The sequence below is a fragment of the Alphaproteobacteria bacterium LSUCC0396 genome, assembly GCA_041228345.1.
Taxonomy (GTDB): Bacteria; Pseudomonadota; Alphaproteobacteria; order Puniceispirillales; family Puniceispirillaceae; genus UBA3439.
The window spans coordinates 296317-317475 of record CP166131.1; the positions used below are offsets into that span (position 1 = coordinate 296317).

The following is a 21159-nucleotide window of genomic DNA, read 5'->3' on the forward strand; positions in this document are numbered from 1 at the left end:
AAACAGACCCTACTAAACAATAATTTGACTAGACCTTCGAAAAACGCCTAAACAATAGGCAATTAATGCTCAAAAATCCATCACTTAACTTTTATCGGCCGCTGTTCGCCCGCCGAGACTAGCCGCAAGCCGCCCCTTAGCGTGCTTGGACTGCAGTAACCGCGGCCCCAAACCCGGATTGGCCGTAATCACGGCGATGGAATATCCATTGGACAAAGCCGCGCACATTGGGGATAAGAGTGACTATCATGCCACAGCATTCTAGAGCACGCCCCAAGCCCTCCGGCACCCCGCGATGCGCAGCGATTATTGTCGCAGCGGGATCAGGCGTGCGCGCTGCGGCGGCGCTTGGTCAGCGAAAAACCCCTGCCCCCGATTTGCCAAAACAATTCTGGCCGCTAGGGACAAAGCCGGTCATTGCGCATTCGCTGGATTATTTTGACGAACAGCCGAGCATTACCGCAATCATCATTGTCCTAGCAGATTTTTTTATCGACAAAATGGCCGATCTTTTATCAACGGTAAAAACCCCGGTTCACATCGTTGGTGGCGGCGCCACACGGCAGGATTCAGTTCGTGCCGGCCTATGCAAACTTGCTGGCCTGCCAGATGCTGAGGGCATTGATTATGTGGCAATCCATGATGCCGCGCGCCCGCTTATCCCCCTTGGATTACTGGATCAATTGATCGCCGCCACCAATATGACCAGCGCTGACGCCGTTGATGACAGCAAAATCATTGGCGCGGTTCCGATTCTGCCGATTGCCGATAGCGTCAAGACGGTAACGCCGGCATCCCCACCCCCCCAAGAATTGGCCGGCCGCCTTGTTACCGGCGGCATTGACCGCAGCTTGCTTGGCGCGGCACAGACGCCGCAATTATTTCGGCGTCAGGCCATCACTGATCTGCATAATGATTTCGCCGATAATGATGGATTTACCGATGATTGCAGCCTTGCCGAGGCAGCCGGGTTCCAGGTTATCGGAATCAGCGGTGCAAAACAGCTTATGAAGCTGACCGATGCCGATGATTTTGCTATGTTAACGCATCTTGCCAATGCGGTGATGACAGCGCCGAGGAGAGTGCAGACGGCGGATCAGGACATGACAACAGAAACACGCCTTGGCACCGGCTTTGATGTGCATAAATTCAGTGATGAAGCCGGACCGATATGGATTGCTGGTATAAAGCTGGATAGTGATCGAAAAATGCTTGCACATTCCGATGGTGACGTTGGGCTGCACGCGCTATGCGATGCGATATTTGGCGCGCTTGCCGATGGCGATATTGGCGCGCATTTCCCACCATCTGACCCGAAATGGAAAAATGCTGACAGCGCCAAATTTCTAAAATTTGCGGTTGACCGTGTTGCGGCCCGCGGCGGCAGCATTATTAACCTTGATCTGACGATTATATGTGAGGCACCGAAAATCGGCCCTCACCGTGATGCGATGCGCCAACGAATTGCCGAAATCTGCGGCCTGCCGATTGACCGCGTTGGCGTTAAAGCTACAACGTCTGAAGGGCTTGGCTTTACCGGCCGCGGCGAAGGCATCGCTGCTCAGGCGAGTGCCAGTATCGCCATACCCGCAGCCCCTAAACCCACAGCATCTATCTCCGCAAGACCATCGGCGCCTGAGACATCAGGCACGGCCTCCTGATGAAGATTAGCAGCGCACTTCTACCACCGCTTGCCTATATCGCCACGCTGGGGCCGTTTGGACATATGCGACCTGCCCCGGGGACAATCGGCTCGGCCATTGGTATTTTTAGCGGCTATTTTTTGGCCAGCCATGGCACCGGACTGCTGGCGGCGGCAACATTGCTGGTGACGGCCATTGGTGTCTTTGCCGCCGATGCCTATAGCCAGCAGTCCGGCCGCAAAGACGCGCCCGAAGTCATTATAGATGAGGTGGCCGGCCAATGGCTTGCGCTGATTATTCTGCCGCTTGACCCGTGGTGGTTTGCTGCTGCGTTTATTCTGTTCCGATTTTTTGATATTACCAAGATAGGCCCCGTTGGCATGGCCGAATCCCTTGCAGGCGGGGTTGGTGTGATGGCCGATGATATTGTCGCTGGATTACTGGCAGCAATCTGTCTCTGGGGGGCGGGACTATTACTCGTTGGAATTGCTATTTAAAGCAAATGTGAGGCACGATAATGACAGCCGAAACAAACATGGCAACAGCGGCAGATATGAGCCCAACCACGCTGGCAAAGGCGATCGTTGAGCGTGCGTGCAAGCAAAAAATCATCATTGTCCTTGCCGAGTCCTGCACCGGCGGCTTGATCGCATCTGCGCTGACCGACATTCCGGGATCATCGGCGGTGCTTGATCGTGGATTTGTGACCTATAGCAATGACGCAAAGATTGATCTTCTCGGCGTAAGCGATAAGACGCTTGCCGACCACGGCGCGGTATCAGCCGAAACTGCCATTGCCATGACCGCCGGCGCATTGACCGCAACCCCGCGTGCCGCACTGGCCGCATCGGTTACTGGTATCGCGGGGCCGGGTGGAGGCAGTCCGGACAAGCCTGTTGGGCTTGTGCATTTTAGCTGCCAGAGGCGCGGTAACGCGGCGCAGCATGAGAGGCATATCTTTACCGGAGACCGCGAAACAGTGCGCAAAAAAGCATTGCTTAACGCATTAACAATGATCTATAATGAATTGAAATAGATAAATATTTTTATTTATTTTTTACCGTATAAAGCATCGGCGCGGGTTTCGAACGCACGCACCATCCGCTTGACTGCCTCGGTAAACAAGGTTTCGATGACCGACTGTAACAGCCGCGAATTAAATTCGAAATCAACATAGAAATCAATCTCGCACCCATCCGGATGATCAAGAAAGCGCCAATGATTGGTTAGGTGCTTAAATGGTCCTTCGGCATATTTTACGGTGATTTCCAATTTATCCGCATCAAGCTCTACATAAGAGGTAAAACGCTCACGGAACATATTAAAGCCAATGATCAAATCAGCGGTAAGCGCTTTGGGCGATTCATGCCTGATCCGCGACGCCAGACACCATGGCAAGAACTCGGGATAGTCGCGCACATTGGCAACTAGCGCATACAGATCTTCAGGCCGATGACGGATCACCCGTTTTTCGCTGTGAACGGTCATAGTCTGCGAACTCCGATGATTAAACGCCCTGATGCGCGGCGTTTCGCGCCGCCTGTAATGCGGCAAAATCGGCATCGGCATGATAGCTGGATCGTGTTAACGGCGTTGAAGACATCAGCAAGAACCCTTTACCAGCGCCCAATTTCGCGAATTGCGCAAATATCTCAGGCGTGACGAACCGATCAACTACCGCGTGTTTTGGCGTTGGCTGCAAATATTGACCAATCGTCATAAAATCAACATCGGCACTGCGCAGATCATCCATCAATTGCCCCACCTCGCCATCAGTTTCGCCAAGCCCGACCATGATGCCCGATTTGGTAAAGATTGTCGGGTCAAGCGATTTGACCCTTTGCAGGATCGACAGCGAATGAAAATACCGCGCACCGGGCCGGATTGACGGATAGAGGCGTGACACAGTTTCCATATTATGATTAAAGACATCAGGCTGCGCTGCGACAACGATCTCGACCGCGCCATCTTTACGCAGAAAATCGGGGGTCAGAACTTCGATGGTCGTTTCCGGTGACAAGCGGCGAATGGCCAGAATCGTCTCGGCAAAATGCTGCGCACCGCCATCATCCAGATCATCACGATCAACCGAGGTGATCACCACATGACGCAACCCCAGCTTTGCAACGGCCTTGCCGACATTTTCCGGCTCATGCGGATCCAGCAAATCAGGCCGGCCAGTCGCCACATTACAAAAAGCACAGGCACGCGTGCAAACCGAACCCAAAATCATCATGGTGGCGTGTTTTTGCGCCCAGCATTCACCAATATTTGGACAGGCGGCCTCTTCGCAAACTGTTACCAGATTATGCTCGCGCATCAATGATCTGGTTTCAGCATAGGCCGCCGAAACAGGCGCCTTCACGCGCAACCATTCAGGTCGGCGAGGCTGCGGCCTATCCGGATTTTTTCGCTTTTCGGGGTGGCGCTCCGCCCCTTTGCTTGTGTTTACTTGCGGCATGATTTTTTCTTAGCAGACTCAACCCGGAAAGACCAACCGATTAACGGCGACGATGAAGGCTTTTGAAACGGCTGTTAAAAATGGAGCGCCCGATCATAGGCGTCAAGAACAGACTCATGCATCGCTTCAGACAGGGTTGGGTGCGCAAAGATTGTCGCCATTAATTCAGCCTCGGTGGCCTCAAGCGTGCGCGCAATCGCATAGCCTTGGATCAATTCAGTTACCTCGGGCCCAACCATATGCGCGCCAAGCAACTCGCCCGTTTTTGCATCAAAAATTGTCTTAACAAAACCGCCATCATCGCCAAGCGCAATCGCTTTGCCGTTTCCAGCAAACGGAAACCGGCCAACTTTCAAATCATGGCCCGCCTGTTTCGCCGCCGCTTCGGTCATGCCAACCGATGCCACCTGCGGGCGGCAATAGGTGCAGCCCGGCACCGCCCCAGCACCAATCGCGTGAACATCACGCATACCAGCGATTTTTTCGACACAGATAATGCCTTCATGACTTGCCTTATGCGCCAACCATGGTGGCCCCGTAACATCGCCAATGGCGTAAATGCCAGCCTCGCCGGTTGCACCCCATTGATCAGTGGTGATATGGCCCCGATCAACCTTAATCTTGGTACCTTCAAGACCAAGATTTTCGGTGTTTCCGATAATGCCAACCGCCAGAATCATCCGGCTAGCCTGCAAAGGTTTATCATGCCCCTCAATTACCGCCCTCACGCCGTTTGCATCATTGGTCACTGACTGTAACTTCACCCCAGTCATCACCTTGATACCGCGCTTTTCAAAAGATTTCTGCACAAAGTCAGAAACTTCAACATCTTCAACTGGCAGAATGCGATCCATCGCCTCGACCAAAGTCACGGCGACCCCCATGTCATGATAGAATGAGGCAAATTCACTGCCGATTGCCCCCGACCCAACAATGATTAGTGAATCCGGCATGGTTTCGGGAACCATTGCGTCACGATAGGTCAGAATAGTTTTACCATCTGCCACAATATTCGGCAGCGCGCGGGCACGGGCACCAGTGGCGATAATAATATGTTTTGCCGCCACCGCGTCGCCGGTCGATAGGGTGATTTGCCGAAGGCCGCCCGTGGATGCGCCGATTTTAGCCTCGGCCTCAATCACGGTCACTTTATTCTTTTTTAGCAGATGCTTGACCCCCATCGATAGGCGGCCAGCGACCTTGCGCGACCGTTTCACGACGGCACCAAGGTCAATTTTCACCTCACCGACGGTAATGCCAAATGCCGCCATTTCATCAATCGAGTGGCGCAATTCGGCAGCACGCAGCAATGCCTTGGTCGGAATGCATCCCCAATTAAGGCAGATACCACCAAGATGCTCACGCTCGATCACCACCGGTTTCAGCCCCAGCTGGGCCGCACGAATGGCCGCGACATAGCCGCCCGGCCCGCCACCAATCACAGCGATATCAAAATGCGTATCGGTCATTATTCTCTCCTCATCAGCGCAGCTGGTGGCTGATCAATAACGTATTTCCAGCCGGCAAAAATCATAGCATCAGGCCGTAGGTAGCCGGTTACAGCAACATGGTGACAGGATCTTCAACAAACCCTTTAAATGCCTGCAGCCATTGCGCCCCAACAGCGCCGTCAACGGCGCGGTGGTCGGCCGATAAGGTAACACTCATCACGGTCGCAACAGCCAGATTACCATCAACGACAACCGGGCGCTGCTCGCCAGCACCAACTGCCAAAATGGCACCATGCGGCGGGTTGATCACGGCAGCGAACTCACGAACGCCATACATGCCAAGGTTGGAAATGGTAAAGCTGCCGCCGGTGTATTCATCTGGTGCCAGCGCACCATCACGCGCCCGCGCCGCCAGATCGGATGTGACCATTGACAGGGCCGCCAGGCCCTTTTGCTCGGCCGCCCAGATAATTGGCGTGATCAGACCGCCATCAATTGCAACGGCCATCGCAATATCGGCGTGATGGTAACGGCGGGTATGCTCACCCTCCCAAGACGCGTTTGCCGCAGGAACCGCCATCAACGCCATCGCTGCAGCACGGATAATCATGTCGTTAACCGAAATTTTTACGCCATCAGGTGCCTTGGCATTCAGTGCCGCGCGCGCCGCAAGCAAGGTGTCAATCTTGCAATCAACGGTCAGATAGAAATGCGGTGCCTGCTGCTTCGATTCCTGAAGCCTGCCGGCAATGACTTTGCGCATCTGGCTATTTGCGACAAGGTCGCTGCCGCCCCGCAGATGACCATCTGCCTGCCCAATGGACTGCGCCACCGGTGCGATATAAGTTGACGCTGGTTCGGCTGGTGCTGCCTCGACATCACGCCGCAAAATACGGCCATAAGGCCCGCTACCAGTAATCCCCTCAAGCGAAATACCCTTATCTGCCGCAATCCGGCGCGCAAGAGGGCTGGCAAAAAGCCGCGGTTTATCGACAGCAGGCTGCGATATTGCCGGCGTCGCCGGTGTTACTGTTGCGGTTGTTTGAACTGGTGCGGTTTTTTGAACCGGCGCGGTTGGTGTTTCAACGGCAGATGCTGATGCTGCTAATTTTTCTGGCTGCGGGTTCATATTGGCAACATCGCTAACGCTTTCACCATCCGCTGCAAGCATCGCGATGACGGCCCCTACCGCAACATTTTCGCTGCCAGCTTGGATTAGAATCTTTGCCATTACACCATCATCAACCGACTCGACCTCCATCGTTGCCTTATCGGTTTCGATCTCGGCAATCACATCGCCTGAATTGACCTGATCGCCCTCACCAACGAGCCATTTTGCCACAGTTCCGCTTGTCATGGTTGGCGATAAAGCCGGCATTTTGATTTCGATTGCCATCGCGTCTACCCCTTAAATCCATCACAAGTGGCCCTGGCGGTTGCGATAATATCGTCAACCTGCGGCAATGCCAGCGCTTCAAGGTTCGCCGCATAGGGCATCGGCACATCTTTACCGGTGACCCGCGCAATTGGCGCGTCCAGCCAGTCAAAAGCCTGCTCCATGACCTGCATGGCAATTTCAGCCCCGATACCGGCAAAAGGAAAGCCCTCTTCGCAGGTAACAAGCCGCGACGTCTTTTTCACCGACGCCACGATTGTGGCAGTATCAAGCGGGCGAATTGACCGCAGATCAATGACCTCCGCACTAATCCCCTGCTCGGCTAGACGATCTGCCGCCTCAAGGGCGCGCCCAACCATAATCGAGAACGCAACAATGGTCACATCATTGCCGGTGCGCAAAATATTGGCCTTGCCAATCGGCACAATCCAGTCATCGTCATCAGGCACCTCAAAGCTCTGCCCGTAAAGCACTTCATGCTCGAGAAAAATTACCGGATTCGGATCGCGGATTGCCGCCTTTAACAGCCCTTTGGCATCCGCTGCCGAGTATGGTGCAACCACCTTTAACCCCGGACAATGCGCGTACCAGCTGGCAAAACACTGCGAATGCTGGGCAGCAACGCGGCTAGCGGCGCCATTCGGCCCGCGAAACACGATCGGACAGCCCATCTGCCCACCCGACATATAAAGAGTTTTTGCCGCGGAATTGATGATCTGGTCAATTGCCTGCATAGCAAAATTGAACGTCATAAATTCCACAATCGGGCGCAATTCACCAAACGCAGCGCCAACACCAAGACCCGCAAAACCTTGCTCGGTGATCGGCGTATCGATCACCCGTTTGGCACCAAATTCGTCGAGCAACCCTTGCGTGACCTTATAGGCACCCTGATATTCAGCCACCTCTTCACCCATGATGAAAACATTTTCATCGCGGCGCATTTCTTCGGCCATCGCATCGCGAAGCGACTCGCGAACGGTCAGCATTGTCGATGCCCCAACCCCGTTCGCATCAGCAGCAGCGACCGGTGCGGGAGAGATGGCTGCGGGCACAGTTGATTCGGGCACAGTTGATTCAGGCCCAGTTGATTCGGGCGCAGTTGTTTCGGGCGCAGTTGTTTCGGACCCAGATGTCACAGTTGCCGTGTTATCAGGCGTTACCGCTTTGATATCGCTGCTTGTTTCACCATCTTCCAACAGCACTGCAATGACCGCGTTTACCTTCACATTTTGGGTTCCGGCTGGCACTAGAATTCTTCCGACCTTGCCATCTTCAATGGCTTCGACTTCCATTGTGGCCTTATCGGTTTCAATCTCGGCAATGACATCGCCCGAACGCACCTCGTCACCATCAGCAACAAGCCACTTGGCAAGCGTGCCCTCTTCCATAGTTGGCGATAAGGCCGGCATTTTGATTTCAATGGCCATGATTTACACCTTTGCAATCAGCTTGCTGTCGGTTAGCGGCAGCAAAATATCAGTAAAGAGTTCGGATGGATCCGGCTCGGGGCTGGTTTGGGCAAATTCCGTTGCCTTGGTGACGATGGCCTTGACGTCTGAATCAATTTCCTTAAGCCGCGCATCATCAACATCCTGATTTTTCAAAATCTCGCGGATTTGATCAATCGGATCATGCTGCTTGCGCATCGCATCAACCTCCTCGCGGGTCCGGTATTTTGCTGGATCGGACATTGAATGCCCACGATAACGATAGGTTTTCATTTCCAGAATGAACGGACCATTGCCCTCACGGCAATGCGCCAGCGCCTCCAATGCCGCCGTCCGCACGGCCAGCACATTCATTCCATCGACCTGCTTGCCCGGAATACCATACGCCATGCCGCGGTCGGCCAGCGCCCGACCAGCCGCCGCGCGCGTCACTTTGGTGCCCATACCATATTGATTGTTTTCAATGACAAAAACGACCGGAAGGCTCCATAACGCGGCCATGTTAAAGCTCTCGTAAACCTGCCCCTGATTGACGGCGCCATCACCAAGATAGGTCATGCAGACGTTTGGTTCGTTCTTGTATTTGTGAGAAAAAGCAAGCCCGACGCCTATTGGCACCTGCGCGCCGACAATACCGTGACCACCAAAGAAATTCTTTTCACGGCTGAACATATGCATCGAGCCACCCTTGCCGCGTGAATACCCACCGGCGCGGCCGGTTAATTCGGCCATGACCCCATCAGACTCCATCCCGCACGCCAACATATGACCATGGTCACGATAGGATGTGACAACCGTGTCGCCGGGCTCCGAGGCCGATTGCAAGCCAACAACAACGGCTTCTTGGCCAATATAGAGGTGACAAAAACCGCCAATCTGGCCCATGCCATAAAGCTGACCAGCTTTTTCCTCAAAGCGGCGGATCAACAGCATGTCTTTATACATGGAGACAAGATCTTCGGTCGGCGGCATATCATTCACGCCTGACACCATTGTTTTTGGTGTTTTTGGCGGCCGCCCGGGGCCTTTCTTGCGTTTGGTTTCTGCTTTCGCGCTCATTCATCCCACCCTTATGACCTCAGCAGGCATCGGCCTGTCCTTGGTCGGTTTACAGCGGATATATCAGGTGAGCAGCAGACATTGCCGCATCATCCCTAACCCCCACATTCTGCACTGGCCATGGCAACAACTGCCGCGCATGACAAGATAACCAGATGAGAATTCAGCGGATTTTGAATTTTTGCAACAATTTTATTATTCTGTATTTATTGAGTTTTTTTAATATAAACTAGAATACAGTTAACTTATCGATGCTTGCAGGTGATATTAAAATTTCAAATCTGACAGATCAATTGAAACAATCACATCATTTGGCGCATAAAGCCCAAGTTCGGCGCGCGCTGTTTCGGCTAAAATATCAGCATCAACCCCGCCCTTATTCATCAAAGTAATCCGGTGGTTCAAAAAATGCTGATGCTTTTCCAATAAAGCCAATTGTTCCTCAGCCAGCAGGATTTTACGCTCAAGCTGCGGGCGGGCGAGAATTCCCCGCTCGCCAGTAACGGTATGGACACCAAAGAAAACGATCATCGTTCCCAGCAGCACAAAGCTGCCAGCAAACGTCAATGTTTTTCGCATCACATACATTAAATCCACCCCATCAATCGCTTTATCAGCCAGTCGTCACGGCACAGCACCAAGCGACCATTGCCCTAGTGAATCAAAGGTGATTCGAAACGTCAAGCAAAAAGCGAAAACAGAGATAGCTTTGATTCTTATAATATTTTAGTTAGCCACGCAGGATTGATCGTCCAGCGTACAGTCCGGTCCGGTCCAGCTCTTCCTCGATGCGAAGCAGCTGGTTATATTTTGCCAGCCGATCCGATCGGGACAATGAGCCGGTTTTAATCTGACCGGCATTGGTGGCGACTGCCAAATCGGCGATAAAGCTATCTTCGGTTTCACCAGACCGGTGCGAGATAATCACGCCAAAGCCAGCTTTTTGTGCCATATCAATGGCCTGCATTGTCTCAGTTAAAGTGCCGATCTGATTTACCTTGATCAAAATAGCATTGCCGGCGGCCTCGGTAATACCGCGCCCAAGACGCTCGGGGTTGGTCACGAATAAATCATCACCAACGATCTGCACGGTCTCACCAATCGCTGCGGTCAGGTTCTGGAATCCGGCCCAATCATCCTCATGAAGCGGATCTTCAATCGACACAATTGGATAGCGACCGGTTAATTCCTGCCACATTGCGTTCATCTCGGCACTGCCAAGGATGCGCCCCTCGCCAGCAAGGTTATATTTAAAATCGTTACAAAACTCGCTGGCGGCGGCGTCCAGTGCGATCATCACATCGTCACCCGGTTTATAGCCAGCGGCGTCGATTGATTTCGTGATATAGCCAAGCGCCTCATCGGTCGAGTTAATCGCGGGGGCAAACCCCCCCTCATCGCCAACCGCGGTTGATAATGACGCATCGGACAACAGCTTTTTCAGCGCATGAAAGATTTCTGCGCCCATGCGCAAGCCGTCGGCAAAATGGCTGGCACCAACTGGCATCACCATAAATTCCTGAACATCTAATGCATTATCGGCGTGCGCACCGCCATTGATGATATTCATCATCGGCACTGGCAACAGGTGCGCATGCACCCCGCCTAAATAGCGCCATAGCGGCATTTCGGCGGAGTCCGCCGCCGCGCGCGCCACCGCCATTGAAACACCCAAAATAGCATTTGCACCAAGCCGCGCCTTATTCGGCGTGCCATCAAGCTCGATCAAATCCTGATCAAGCCCGGCCTGATCGAATGCATCAGCACCGGTCAGCGCATCAAAAATCTCAAAATTCACAGCGTCAACGGCCTTTAAAACGCCCTTGCCGCCGTAACGCTCGGCATCACCATCTCGCATCTCAACAGCTTCATGGGCGCCGGTTGAGGCGCCAGACGGGACAGCAGCACGACCGACCGCGCCATCTTCTAGAACAACATCAACTTCAACAGTCGGGTTTCCGCGTGAGTCAAGAATTTCACGCGCTTGAACGTCTATGATCGCTGACATTGGCTTGGCTCTTTTCGGTCTCAGTGGTTTTGGATGTGCGATATGTAACGAATATCGCCTTTAAGCGCAACTGATCTTGGCTATTGGCAACGCATGATCATGGCGTGGTATGGCGAAAGACAATAGGCTGCCACTGCGAGGATTTACCCCCGTCGCGCCTGATCAATTTGCATTAATTTTGCCAATATTGACGGCATTTCCGACAATGGCACCATGTTCGGGCCATCAGACGGCGCCTCGTCCGGATTTTCATGGGACTCCATAAATAAACCCTGCACGCCAACAGCGACCGCCGCCCGTGCCAGCACCGGCACGAACTCGCGCTGCCCACCCGAACTACCACCAAGCCCACCCGGCTGTTGCACCGAATGGGTCGCGTCAAAAATTACCGGATGGCCAAAGCCCGCCATGGTTGGCAAGGCACGCATGTCTGATACCAGCGTATTATAGCCAAATGATGTACCGCGTTCGGTAAGCAGCACTTGATTATTGCCAGCGCCCGTCACCTTCTTGGCAACATGCTGCATATCCCATGGCGCCAGAAACTGACCTTTTTTGATGTTAATGACACAGCCTGTTTTTGCCGCAGCCACCAGTAAATCAGTCTGCCGGCATAAAAAAGCCGGAATCTGGATAACGTCCAGAACATCAGCCGCTGCCGCACATTGCTCTGGAAGATGCACATCACTTAGAACCGGAACACCAATTTCAGCCTTTACCGCCGCCAGAATTTCCAGCCCCTCATCCATGCCGACGCCGCGCTGGGCAGTGGCAGAGGTACGGTTAGCCTTGTCATAAGATGATTTATAGACAAAGCCCATGCCAGCATCCGACGCCATCTTGGCAAGGCTTGCCGCGCATGATAGCGCGTGGTCATGCCCCTCGATCTGACAAGGGCCAGCGATCAACAACAGCGGCGCGTCACCGCCGCAAGCAACGTTCCCAATAGTTACGTTTTGCATGATACCCCCAATCGTCGCAAAGGCCCCAATCAAAGCAAGCAAGCCAATGATTACGGGCCAAACCCGCTTAAACCCAAACCCGCCTAAACCCAGACCCGCCTAAACAAGACGGGATTTCTCCATTGACGCCGCCACGAACCCGGTAAAGAGCGGGTGCGGATCAAATGGTTTTGACTTCAGCTCAGGATGAAACTGTACCGCAACAAAAAATGGGTGATCAGCCCGCTCGACAATTTCTGGCAGGCTGCCATCAGGCGACAGGCCTGATATCACCATACCGGCGGCCGCTAATTGGTCACGATAGGCGATATTAACCTCATAGCGATGGCGATGACGCTCAAAAATCACCTGCTGGTGATAAAGGCGGCTTGCCAGCGACCCCGGCGTCAAATGACATTCATAGGCACCAAGCCGCATTGTACCGCCAAGATCATCATCAGCACTGCGCTGCAACGTCTCATTACCAACTGTCCATTCAGTCATCAGACCAACCAGAGGTAATTCAGTTTCCCCAAATTCGCTTGACCCTGCTTCGGGCATTCCGGCTAGGTTGCGCGCGGTTTCAAGAACCGCCATCTGCATCCCGAAACAAATGCCAAAATACGGAATATTCTGTTCACGCGCGAAACGCACAGCGCGAATCTTACCCTCTGATCCGCGCTCGCCAAAACCGCCGGGAACAAGAATACCACCAACATGCTGCAAATTCTGAACGGCCGCATCTTCGTGCTCAAACAATTCAGAATCGATCCAGTCGATATTTACCTTTACACCATTGGCAATGCCGCCATGAACCAGCGCCTCGCCAAGCGACTTATAGGAATCCTGCAAGCTGGTATATTTACCGACAATCGCGATATTCACCTCGCCTTCAGGGTTGGCCACAACATGACAGATTCGTTTCCAATCCGACAAATCTGGCGCTTGATCGGGCAATCCGAAATGCCGGATTACTTCGCTATCAAGCCCCTCTTCATGGTAGGCCAGCGGGACCTCGTAAATATTGCTGACGTCACGCGCCAACACCACGGCTGATTCCCTGATGTTACAGAACAGCCCAATTTTTGCGCGTTGCTCGGCAGGTAACGGATGCTCGGTACGGCACAACAGAATATCGGGCTGGATACCGACCGATTGCAGCTCTTTTACCGAATGTTGGGTTGGCTTGGTTTTCAATTCACCAGCAGCGGCGATATAAGGGATCAGCGTGACGTGCAGAAAGCAGGTTGAACCGCGCCCAAGCTCATTACCAATTTGCCGAATCGCCTCGAGGAATGGCAGCGATTCGATATCACCAACAGTGCCGCCAATCTCGCAAAGAATAAAATCTTCATCATCATGGTTGGACAGCACAAATGTTTTGATCGCATCGGTTACGTGGGGAATGACCTGAATGGTGGCGCCAAGATAGTCGCCGCGCCGCTCTTTGGCTAACACATCCGAGTAAATACGGCCGGTCGTCACATTATCGGTGCGTTTGGCATGAACGCCGGTAAAGCGTTCATAATGGCCAAGGTCAAGGTCGGTTTCCGCCCCATCGTCGGTTACAAACACCTCGCCATGCTGGGTTGGCGACATGGTGCCGGGATCGACATTCAAATAGGGATCGAGTTTACGAAGGCGGACCGAGTAACCGCGCGCTTGTAATAGTGATGCGAGCGCTGCTGCACCAAGACCTTTACCAAGCGAGGAAACCACGCCACCAGTGATGAAAATATAACGAGGCATGGACAAATTTAATAGCCTATTGCCATAGCCTTGATAAGGCCGAAAATGCACAAATTTGAAAATTTACAAAAATTCTCAGGATTGACAAAAGGCTAAAGATCAACCAGCCGTCACTGACCTGTTGGCACGACCGGACCGCCAGGCTTGGCCGGCGCTTCCTTGATCACATCATCAACGATGGAAACCGTCGCTTTGCCTGCACCCGCCATGATTGCGAGAATTATGGTTGTAGCAAAAAATCCGACCGCCAATATCGCCGTCATGCGAGTCAATAAATTAGCCGTTCCGCGGGCTGTCATAAAGCCGCCACCGCCGCCGCCGCTGCCGCCGATACCAAGACCGCCACCCTCACTGCGCTGCAGCAAAACAGTAATGACCAGCGCAAGCGCGATCAGTATATGTATGGTCAGAACCAGCGTTTCCATAATATTTTATATTCCTGCAAATAAGGTTGTTGCGCCGCTTATATGGTTTCTTCGACCGATTTTCAACCAAAATGCCGCAAATAAGCCCTTGGCAATTGATCGCGCCAGCAGTCTTGCACGTAATTTGGCAGATTTTTTTTCAAAAACACGCGCAGTTACCCAGATTTTAACATTTGCGACCGGGCCGAAGCACAGATCGAGTCAAACGCTGGTGCATCAAGACTCGCGCCCCCAACAAGCGCCCCCCCGACATGGTCGACAGCGAATATGGAGGCTGCGTTTTCGGCATTAACCGAACCCCCATAAAGGATTGGCGGCGGCATATGACCGTTCTGGCGTTTTGGCAGTTCACTGGCGATAGCGGCGTGCATTGCCGCAATATCCGTTACTGATGCCACTTCGCCCGTGCCGATCGCCCAAACCGGCTCATAGGCGATCATAACCCGGCCTTCGGGGATAGACTTTGGCAATGATGCGTGCAGTTGGTCGATGACAATCTGCTCAGCGCGCCCGGCGCGCCGTTCATGAAGGCTTTCACCAAGGCAGATCACAACATCAAGATCATGGGCCAAAGCCTGCGCCGCCTTTGCCGCCACCAAGGCACTGGTCTCAGCATGATTGGCGCGGCGCTCTGAATGGCCCAACAGCACGACAGACACGCCGCAATCGCGCAGCATGGCCGCTGACACATCGCCTGTATGCGCACCAGCCGCATCTTGATGACAATCCTGACCACCGAGGCGAACGTCACTGCCACCAAGCCGCACCGACATCGGCACCAGATAGGGGTGCGGCGCAAACAGCAGGCGCGTCACCGGCGCAAAGCTTTGTGCAGTCAATGCCAAGGCCAAACCGCCAGCCACCTCCAAAGGTGGGTTCATTTTCCAATTCGCCGCAATAATCATTCGCGCTTCCCTATTTGCCCTTTCATATCTGCCGTGCCTGCTACCGTCGTATTTGGCAATGGCCTATCCCAATTTGGCGCATCCCGTTTTCTATTTAAATTTTCGCCAACAAGTGACCGCCAACACCCATAGGGTTCACCCCTGACATGATGCAACAGTTGAAACAGCGTACAGCGGCTGGTTAAAAACCGCCTAATACTAACCCCACACACGCCATCTTGCCACCCCTCTGATCATCACTATCCACTGATACGATGAGAAATCCGGCTTTTTTCAGCCGGAAACTCAATATTTACCGATATTGAAGTTGCCCCGCTTGTCGCCAATCTTTATTACCAATGGTAAAGCTTTTGAACTCTGGGCAGCGATGCTCACCAAATTACGAAATGGACGACTGAAAAATGCTACAGGCGATGCGCAGCGGCACCAAATCCCCGATTATGAAGTTTTTCTTGCTGTTTTTGGCAGGTGGATTTGCGCTGTGGGGTGTTGGCGACGTCACAACAGGTCTGATCGGTGGGAGCGACAAAGCCATTTCCGCCAGTGATGAGTCCGTTTCGCCGCGCGAAGTCGCCATGGAATTTGAGCGCACACGCCGCAATTACCTGCCAAACAGCACTGTTGGTGAGGCGCTTCAAGGTGGGTTGCTAAACGATATTATGGGCGCAATGTCCCGTGACGTGCTGTTCCGGGCGGAAAATGCGTCGCTTGGCCTTACCGTAACCCGCGAAATGCAGCGCGATGCAATTGTCAATGAAGGGTCGTTCAAAGACGAGCTTGGCAATTTCTCGGAAGGCAGGTTTGTGCAAACCTTGGCCAATGCTGGCATGTCTGAGGGTGATTACCTGCAACGGGTTGACGGCGTGCTGATGCGCGAACAGCTGGCCGGGTCAATGGCAGTTGGCGCTCGCTTTGATGCGGCAAGTGCGCGCATTGTTGCAGCCTATGATCAAGAACGCCGCCGGGTGCGTTTGACCAGCTTTCCGGTCCTGCCCGAATCAATCGCGGCACCGACAGCAGCCGAGCTGGATGCCTATTTCGCCGAAAATAAATCGGCCTATGATGCGCCCGTACTGCGCAGCGCAACAATCGCCAGCATCTCTGCCGATATGATTGCGAGCAACCTTGAGATTGATGATGCCAAGATTGCCGCCGCATTCGAGAGCCGCATCGATGAATTCAGCACGCCGGAAACACGCAAGATTCGGCAAATGGTTTTCGATGATAAAACCGTCGCCGATACCGCCCTTTCGCGTGTTGCTGCCGGTGAAGATTTCGCTGCTGTTGCCGCTGATGTGCTGCAATGGACTGAAGCTGATACCGATCTTGGCACGGTAACGAAAGCGGCGCTTGATCCTGTCCTAGCCGATGTTGCCTTTGCCGCCACTGCCGGCATTGTTGCTGGGCCGGTCGAAACCGCTTTTGGCCATCATATTTTGATTGTCGATGAAATTGCCGAAGGCGGCGTGGCTCAGCTGGCTGACGTCAGGGAAAAAATTATTCAGACACTTCGCACCGAAGAATCGATCAATCTGCTGTATGATAAGGCAAACGAGTTTGAAGACGCGCTTGGTTCGGGGGCAACGCTTAGGGAAGCTGCGGCCAAGGTTGGCGGTCGCCTTGTCGAAATCAGCAATATAAGCCGTAATGGCCTCGATATTGACGGGAATCCGGTAACGGGTGACGGTGCTGACCTCATTCAGGATAGCGCCGTTCTTGACCTGATCTGGAGCAGTGAGCTGAACGAGACCAGCGTTATCCAAGAAGGTGGCGACGATATGTTCTTTGCGGTTAGAGCGACGGCGCAAACCTCGCAAAAGGAACGCAGCCTTGATGAAGTTCGCAACCGTGCCATCGCCGACTGGAAATTGGTACAAGCGATAAAACAAGCCAAAACAAGTGCTGACGCCGCCGCAAAAGCCAATGGTGACACCGGCGAGCTCAGTGATCCATTCCGCCGCAACGGTCTTGGCCTCGACCATCAGGCCGCAGGGCTGATTGCAAAAAGCGCGTTTGGTCAGGCCGTTGGCCAAAGCGGTGTCATCGAAACCGGCAATGAGGCGATTACCGTCAAGACAGTTGAAATTGTCTCGGCAAAGGATGCCGATATTGATGAAACAAGCCAAGTTGTGGTCGAGGTGATGAACAACGCGTTGCGTGAAGATATGCTGAATATGGTGTTGCTTTCCCTGTCGGAAAAACATGACCTCCAGCTCAATGTTGCACCTGTCGAACAAATTTTGGTGGGAAGCCAGCAATAATGCTCGCCAGCAGTGAAAATTTCGATCGGTTTGCAGCCCATTTCACGGCTGGCACCCGCCAGCTGGTGCACCGGGTTCTTGTTGCCGACACGCAGACCCCAGTCTCAGCGTATCTGAAGCTTGCCGGTAACAAACCACATTGTTTCCTGCTGGAATCGGTTGAGGGCGGCGAGGTTCGCGGACGGTTCTCGGTAATCGGCCTTGATCCTGATCTGGTCTGGCGATGCCGTGATGGGCGCGCCGAAATTAACCGAACACCGCAAGATGATAGCGGCTTTATCGCAGAAACGCTGGCGCCATTAGACTCGCTTCGGCATTTGATGAGCCAGTCTGAAATGCCGGATACTGGCGACCTGCCACCGATGGCAGCCGGGTTATTTGGCTATTTCGGTTATGATATGATCCGGCTTATCGAGGCCATCCCAAATGCGAATAATACCGCTGTTGAAATGGATGATTCGCTGTTATTGCGGCCATCATTGATTGCCATTTTTGACCGGTTAAAGGACAGCATCACCCTTGTGACGCAAATTCGCCCCGATGAGTGGGATAGTGCCAAGACGGCCTGGGATGACGCATTGGTGCGGCTGGATGCGGCGATTGATGATCTGGATAAGCCATTGCCTCATACTGAAATCGGCGATGCCAACACCCCGCTTCCCGAGCCCGGCACAAACATGGAAAAATCGGCCTTTTTGGACATGGTTGCCAAGGCAAAAGATTACATCCGTGCCGGTGACGTTTTCCAGATTGTGTTGTCACAACGCTTTAGCATTCCATTCCATCTGCCATCAATCAATCTTTACCGATCACTCAGGCGGTTGAACCCCTCGCCATTTCTGTTTCATTTTGATTTTGGGAAAATGGCCATTGTCGGCTCAAGCCCTGAAATTCTGGTTCGGCTTCGCGGCAAGGATGTTACCATCCGGCCCGTTGCGGGCACCAGAAAGCGCGGCAAAACGCCCGATGAAGATGTGGCAAACGCAGCTGATCTGATGGCCGATATTAAAGAACGCGCCGAACATCTTATGCTGCTTGACCTTGGCCGAAATGATGTTGGCCGGGTTTCAAAACCCGGAACGGTGCGGGTCAAATCAAACTATGAGGTAGAATATTACAGCCATGTGATGCATATCGCGTCGCAGGTTGAAGGCGAAATCCGCGATGATTTGGATGCGATTGACGCCCTGATCGCCGGTTTTCCTGCCGGCACTGTTTCCGGTGCCCCAAAAATCCGCGCGATGGAATTGATTGATGAATTAGAGCCTGACCGCCGCGGCGCCTATTCGGGCGCCATTGGTTATATTTCGGTCGCGGGTGATCTTGATACCTGTATTGCGCTTCGAACTGCTGTGGTGAAAGACCAGACAATGTATGTTCAGGCTGGTGCTGGTATCGTTTATGACAGTGATCCGGAATCCGAATATGAAGAAACCCGAAACAAAGCGCGCGCCCTAATCCGGGCAGCAGGCGAGGCATTGCGCTTTACCCGCTAGATTTTGCGACGTTAAATCATAAAGCCCGTCTTGCTTACCCCCGTCCGGCTTCACCCCGTCTTGCTAAAGGCCCATAGGGTCAAAGTCGCGGTTAAGTGCGCGTGACTTCAATTCTAAACGCCCCCTATACTGCCGGCATATTAGATATTTCTAACCTATTCTCAATATCAGCCAACGCGCTGGAGGAGGCAGGATGCATTATCTTTGTCGTAGAGTACTAATTGCTTGTTTTACCCTCATCTTGCCGGTTGCAGCCGCAGCCCAGCCGGTAACACCGCAAAACACACCGCAAAACACACCGCAAAACACACCGCAAAACACATTCCAAAACACCTCGGTTAAGGCAGCCGAAAATGCGGCAATCTGTGCCGCCTTTGCCAAGATTATGGCACTACAGATTGAGCTTTACCCCAAAGCTGCAAAGACATGGTATGACCGCCAAGGCTTTTCCGCTGATCGGGTGCGATCGCTGGCTATTCTGAATGGGCGGCAAGATATCGACCCGCATGATATGAGCTTAATCCTGACCCGATATAGCAGCTGGCTATTAGGACGTTTGGCGGTTGCCCAAAACAGATCAATGCAGGGCACTAATGCTGGCAATAATCCCGGTTTTGATCCCGGAACCGATCCTTACGTCAAAGCCGCGCATTTCATCGGCGAGACATGCGCAAAAACCTATCGCGAGGCCGATTTATCGGCGCAACGCCACGGCGCTGCAATGCGCCAACAGACAACACTCCACGCAAACCCTGTTCCACCGGCAAATATTGCATCGAAGCAGGAACATGTCAGTATGGCGCCCGCATCGACATTCAGGTTGGAACAAGCGCAATCACCAATCCGCGCAAAGTCAGGAAATACCGGGTTTGTTGTTGACCTTGGCACATTTCGCGACGCCGACGCTGCTAAACGCGCATCGGATCAAATGCAACGGCAATTCCGCCAAAAGGGTATGGATCTATGGCTTTACATTACGCCGGTTACAGTTGATGGGCGCGCCCGTTTGCGCCTGCATAGTGACGGTATCGGCCTTGGTATGACAAAAAAACTATGCGCCCTCGCCTGGTCACTGCAGCAGGCTTGTGTCCTGACACCGCTGTGATGACGACGTCGTTGATATCAATTTTATTGGGTGATTACTGAGTAATTATTGAGTGATTATTGAGTGATACGCGGGCAGTTCGGGGCTTGGCGGGTTCGGGGCTTGCCATTTCACAACGGCTTTGCCTTAATGATGCGGTGAGGTTACGGCGATAATGTCGCGGCCGGGTATGCTTTGATCTAAAGGCGCGCGTAATGGATTTATCGACCGCTCTATCATTCACGCTGTTTGCCTTTGTCGCCGCTTTTACGCCCGGACCGAACAATGTGATGCTGGCCGCATCTGGCGCAAATTTTGGCTTTCGCGCCAGCTTGCCGCATATTTTTGGTGTCTTTACCGGCTTTATCTTGCTGGTTGTCGCCGCCGGCTTTGGTCTTGCCGGGTTATTTGCTGCCTTTCCAGCGCTTTATGACATTCTAAAGATTATCAGCATTATTTTCCTTATCTATCTGGCGTGGAAGATTGCTCGTTCCGGCCGCGCCGAGGATCGCCACCGCGACCGGCCCTTGCGATTCTGGCAGGCGGCTATGTTCCAACTGGTTAACCCGAAAGGCATAACCGTCATCATCTCGTCCGTCACCGCCTATAGAAGCAGCGCGTCCGATCTGGCCAACGAAGTTTTGGTGATGTTTATCGTCTTTACGATCACAACCGTCGGATCAACCTGCACATGGACATTATTTGGAATGGTCATTGGCCGGTTTCTGGGCACACCAGCACGGCTAAGCCGTTTCAACATCATCATGGCGGGTCTGTTGGTCGCCAGCCTATTGCCAATAGTGATAAGCTAGGCGGGGCAAAATCGCCC

Annotated in this window: 19 protein-coding genes; 7 read left to right on the forward strand and 12 right to left on the reverse strand. The window is 53.2% G+C overall.

Going from position 1 to position 21159, the window contains the following annotated elements; all coding sequences use genetic code 11:
* Positions 1–248: 248 nt before the first annotated feature.
* The 3 genes from ispF to AB8881_01490 are packed head-to-tail and all read left to right on the forward strand — an operon-like array spanning position 249 to position 2679.
* Complete coding sequence (gene ispF, locus AB8881_01480; protein XDZ63588.1) at positions 249–1661, forward strand: 2-C-methyl-D-erythritol 2,4-cyclodiphosphate synthase; 1413 nt, start codon at positions 249–251, stop codon at positions 1659–1661.
* Entirely contained in the window at positions 1661–2140 is a 480-nt protein-coding gene (locus tag AB8881_01485; GenBank protein XDZ63589.1) for a phosphatidylglycerophosphatase A, read from the forward strand. The genes ispF and AB8881_01485 overlap by 1 nt, the downstream gene beginning before the upstream one ends.
* 20 nt (positions 2141–2160) lie before the next feature.
* Positions 2161–2679: a CinA family protein gene (locus AB8881_01490; protein XDZ63590.1), complete on the forward strand. Its 519-nt coding sequence runs from the start codon at positions 2161–2163 to the stop codon at positions 2677–2679.
* A gap of 14 nt (positions 2680–2693) precedes the next feature.
* On the opposite strand, the gene AB8881_01495 is transcribed toward AB8881_01490, so the two are convergent.
* The 12 genes from AB8881_01495 to tpiA form a co-directional block, all read right to left on the reverse strand.
* Positions 2694–3131, reverse strand: coding sequence for a type II toxin-antitoxin system RatA family toxin (locus tag AB8881_01495; GenBank protein XDZ63591.1), 438 nt, complete (start codon positions 3129–3131; stop codon positions 2694–2696).
* Between the two features lie 19 nt (positions 3132–3150).
* Entirely contained in the window at positions 3151–4104 is a 954-nt protein-coding gene (gene lipA, locus AB8881_01500; protein XDZ63592.1) for a lipoyl synthase, read from the reverse strand.
* A gap of 74 nt (positions 4105–4178) precedes the next feature.
* A complete protein-coding gene (gene lpdA / locus AB8881_01505) occupies positions 4179–5573 on the reverse strand; it encodes a dihydrolipoyl dehydrogenase (GenBank protein ID XDZ63593.1) in 1395 nt (464 codons plus the stop codon).
* A gap of 88 nt (positions 5574–5661) precedes the next feature.
* Positions 5662–6951 carry a pyruvate dehydrogenase complex dihydrolipoamide acetyltransferase gene (locus tag AB8881_01510; GenBank protein XDZ63594.1) on the reverse strand — a complete coding sequence of 430 codons (1290 nt, stop codon included), beginning with the start codon at positions 6949–6951 and terminating at the stop codon, positions 5662–5664.
* A 5-nt stretch (positions 6952–6956) separates the two neighbouring features.
* Positions 6957–8381 (reverse strand): pyruvate dehydrogenase complex E1 component subunit beta, encoded by a 1425-nt coding sequence (locus AB8881_01515; GenBank protein XDZ63595.1) that lies wholly within the window; start codon positions 8379–8381, stop codon positions 6957–6959.
* Positions 8382–8384: 3 nt separating this feature from the next.
* The gene (gene pdhA, locus AB8881_01520; protein XDZ64484.1) at positions 8385–9374 is read right to left on the reverse strand and encodes a pyruvate dehydrogenase (acetyl-transferring) E1 component subunit alpha; all 990 of its coding nucleotides are present in this window, start codon (positions 9372–9374) and stop codon (positions 8385–8387) included.
* A gap of 354 nt (positions 9375–9728) precedes the next feature.
* Positions 9729–10040 (reverse strand): septum formation initiator family protein, encoded by a 312-nt coding sequence (locus AB8881_01525; protein ID XDZ63596.1) that lies wholly within the window; start codon positions 10038–10040, stop codon positions 9729–9731.
* A 151-nt stretch (positions 10041–10191) separates the two neighbouring features.
* Positions 10192–11469 (reverse strand): phosphopyruvate hydratase, encoded by a 1278-nt coding sequence (gene eno, locus AB8881_01530; GenBank protein ID XDZ63597.1) that lies wholly within the window; start codon positions 11467–11469, stop codon positions 10192–10194.
* Positions 11470–11612: 143 nt separating this feature from the next.
* Complete coding sequence (gene kdsA, locus AB8881_01535) at positions 11613–12431, reverse strand: 3-deoxy-8-phosphooctulonate synthase (protein XDZ63598.1); 819 nt, start codon at positions 12429–12431, stop codon at positions 11613–11615.
* 99 nt (positions 12432–12530) lie between these two features.
* Positions 12531–14159: a CTP synthase gene (locus AB8881_01540; GenBank protein XDZ63599.1), complete on the reverse strand. Its 1629-nt coding sequence runs from the start codon at positions 14157–14159 to the stop codon at positions 12531–12533.
* A 110-nt stretch (positions 14160–14269) separates the two neighbouring features.
* A complete protein-coding gene (gene secG, locus AB8881_01545) occupies positions 14270–14584 on the reverse strand; it encodes a preprotein translocase subunit SecG (GenBank protein XDZ63600.1) in 315 nt (104 codons plus the stop codon).
* A 155-nt stretch (positions 14585–14739) separates the two neighbouring features.
* The gene (gene tpiA, locus AB8881_01550) at positions 14740–15489 is read right to left on the reverse strand and encodes a triose-phosphate isomerase (protein ID XDZ63601.1); all 750 of its coding nucleotides are present in this window, start codon (positions 15487–15489) and stop codon (positions 14740–14742) included.
* Positions 15490–15890: 401 nt separating this feature from the next.
* On the opposite strand from tpiA, the gene AB8881_01555 reads away from it, so the two are divergent.
* From AB8881_01555 to AB8881_01570, 4 genes are all read left to right on the forward strand, one after another.
* Positions 15891–17750 (forward strand): SurA N-terminal domain-containing protein, encoded by a 1860-nt coding sequence (locus AB8881_01555; GenBank protein ID XDZ63602.1) that lies wholly within the window; start codon positions 15891–15893, stop codon positions 17748–17750.
* Positions 17750–19246, forward strand: a complete 1497-nt coding sequence (gene trpE, locus AB8881_01560) for an anthranilate synthase component I (protein ID XDZ63603.1) — start codon at positions 17750–17752, stop codon at positions 19244–19246. The genes AB8881_01555 and trpE overlap by 1 nt, the downstream gene beginning before the upstream one ends.
* A 193-nt stretch (positions 19247–19439) precedes the next feature.
* Positions 19440–20351 (forward strand): SPOR domain-containing protein, encoded by a 912-nt coding sequence (locus AB8881_01565; protein XDZ63604.1) that lies wholly within the window; start codon positions 19440–19442, stop codon positions 20349–20351.
* Between the two features lie 194 nt (positions 20352–20545).
* On the forward strand, positions 20546–21142 hold the full coding sequence (locus AB8881_01570) for a LysE family translocator (GenBank protein ID XDZ63605.1): 597 nt from the start codon (positions 20546–20548) through the stop codon (positions 21140–21142).
* Positions 21143–21159 lie beyond the last annotated feature (17 nt).

Coding starts and splice junctions, on each gene's coding strand:
- AB8881_01485 (XDZ63589.1), top strand. CDS start 1,661: ATGAAGATTAGCAGCGCACTTCTACCACCGCTTGCCTATATCGCCACG.
- AB8881_01495 (XDZ63591.1), bottom strand. CDS start 3,131: ATGACCGTTCACAGCGAAAAACGGGTGATCCGTCATCGGCCTGAAGAT.
- AB8881_01555 (XDZ63602.1), top strand. CDS start 15,891: ATGCTACAGGCGATGCGCAGCGGCACCAAATCCCCGATTATGAAGTTT.
- AB8881_01570 (XDZ63605.1), top strand. CDS start 20,546: ATGGATTTATCGACCGCTCTATCATTCACGCTGTTTGCCTTTGTCGCC.
- AB8881_01540 (XDZ63599.1), bottom strand. CDS start 14,159: ATGCCTCGTTATATTTTCATCACTGGTGGCGTGGTTTCCTCGCTTGGT.
- AB8881_01565 (XDZ63604.1), top strand. CDS start 19,440: ATGCATTATCTTTGTCGTAGAGTACTAATTGCTTGTTTTACCCTCATC.
- lipA (XDZ63592.1), bottom strand. CDS start 4,104: ATGCCGCAAGTAAACACAAGCAAAGGGGCGGAGCGCCACCCCGAAAAG.
- trpE (XDZ63603.1), top strand. CDS start 17,750: ATGCTCGCCAGCAGTGAAAATTTCGATCGGTTTGCAGCCCATTTCACG.
- lpdA (XDZ63593.1), bottom strand. CDS start 5,573: ATGACCGATACGCATTTTGATATCGCTGTGATTGGTGGCGGGCCGGGC.
- secG (XDZ63600.1), bottom strand. CDS start 14,584: ATGGAAACGCTGGTTCTGACCATACATATACTGATCGCGCTTGCGCTG.
- AB8881_01525 (XDZ63596.1), bottom strand. CDS start 10,040: ATGCGAAAAACATTGACGTTTGCTGGCAGCTTTGTGCTGCTGGGAACG.
- kdsA (XDZ63598.1), bottom strand. CDS start 12,431: ATGCAAAACGTAACTATTGGGAACGTTGCTTGCGGCGGTGACGCGCCG.
- AB8881_01490 (XDZ63590.1), top strand. CDS start 2,161: ATGACAGCCGAAACAAACATGGCAACAGCGGCAGATATGAGCCCAACC.
- AB8881_01510 (XDZ63594.1), bottom strand. CDS start 6,951: ATGGCAATCGAAATCAAAATGCCGGCTTTATCGCCAACCATGACAAGC.
- AB8881_01515 (XDZ63595.1), bottom strand. CDS start 8,381: ATGGCCATTGAAATCAAAATGCCGGCCTTATCGCCAACTATGGAAGAG.
- tpiA (XDZ63601.1), bottom strand. CDS start 15,489: ATGATTATTGCGGCGAATTGGAAAATGAACCCACCTTTGGAGGTGGCT.
- pdhA (XDZ64484.1), bottom strand. CDS start 9,374: ATGCCGCCGACCGAAGATCTTGTCTCCATGTATAAAGACATGCTGTTG.
- eno (XDZ63597.1), bottom strand. CDS start 11,469: ATGTCAGCGATCATAGACGTTCAAGCGCGTGAAATTCTTGACTCACGC.
- ispF (XDZ63588.1), top strand. CDS start 249: ATGCCACAGCATTCTAGAGCACGCCCCAAGCCCTCCGGCACCCCGCGA.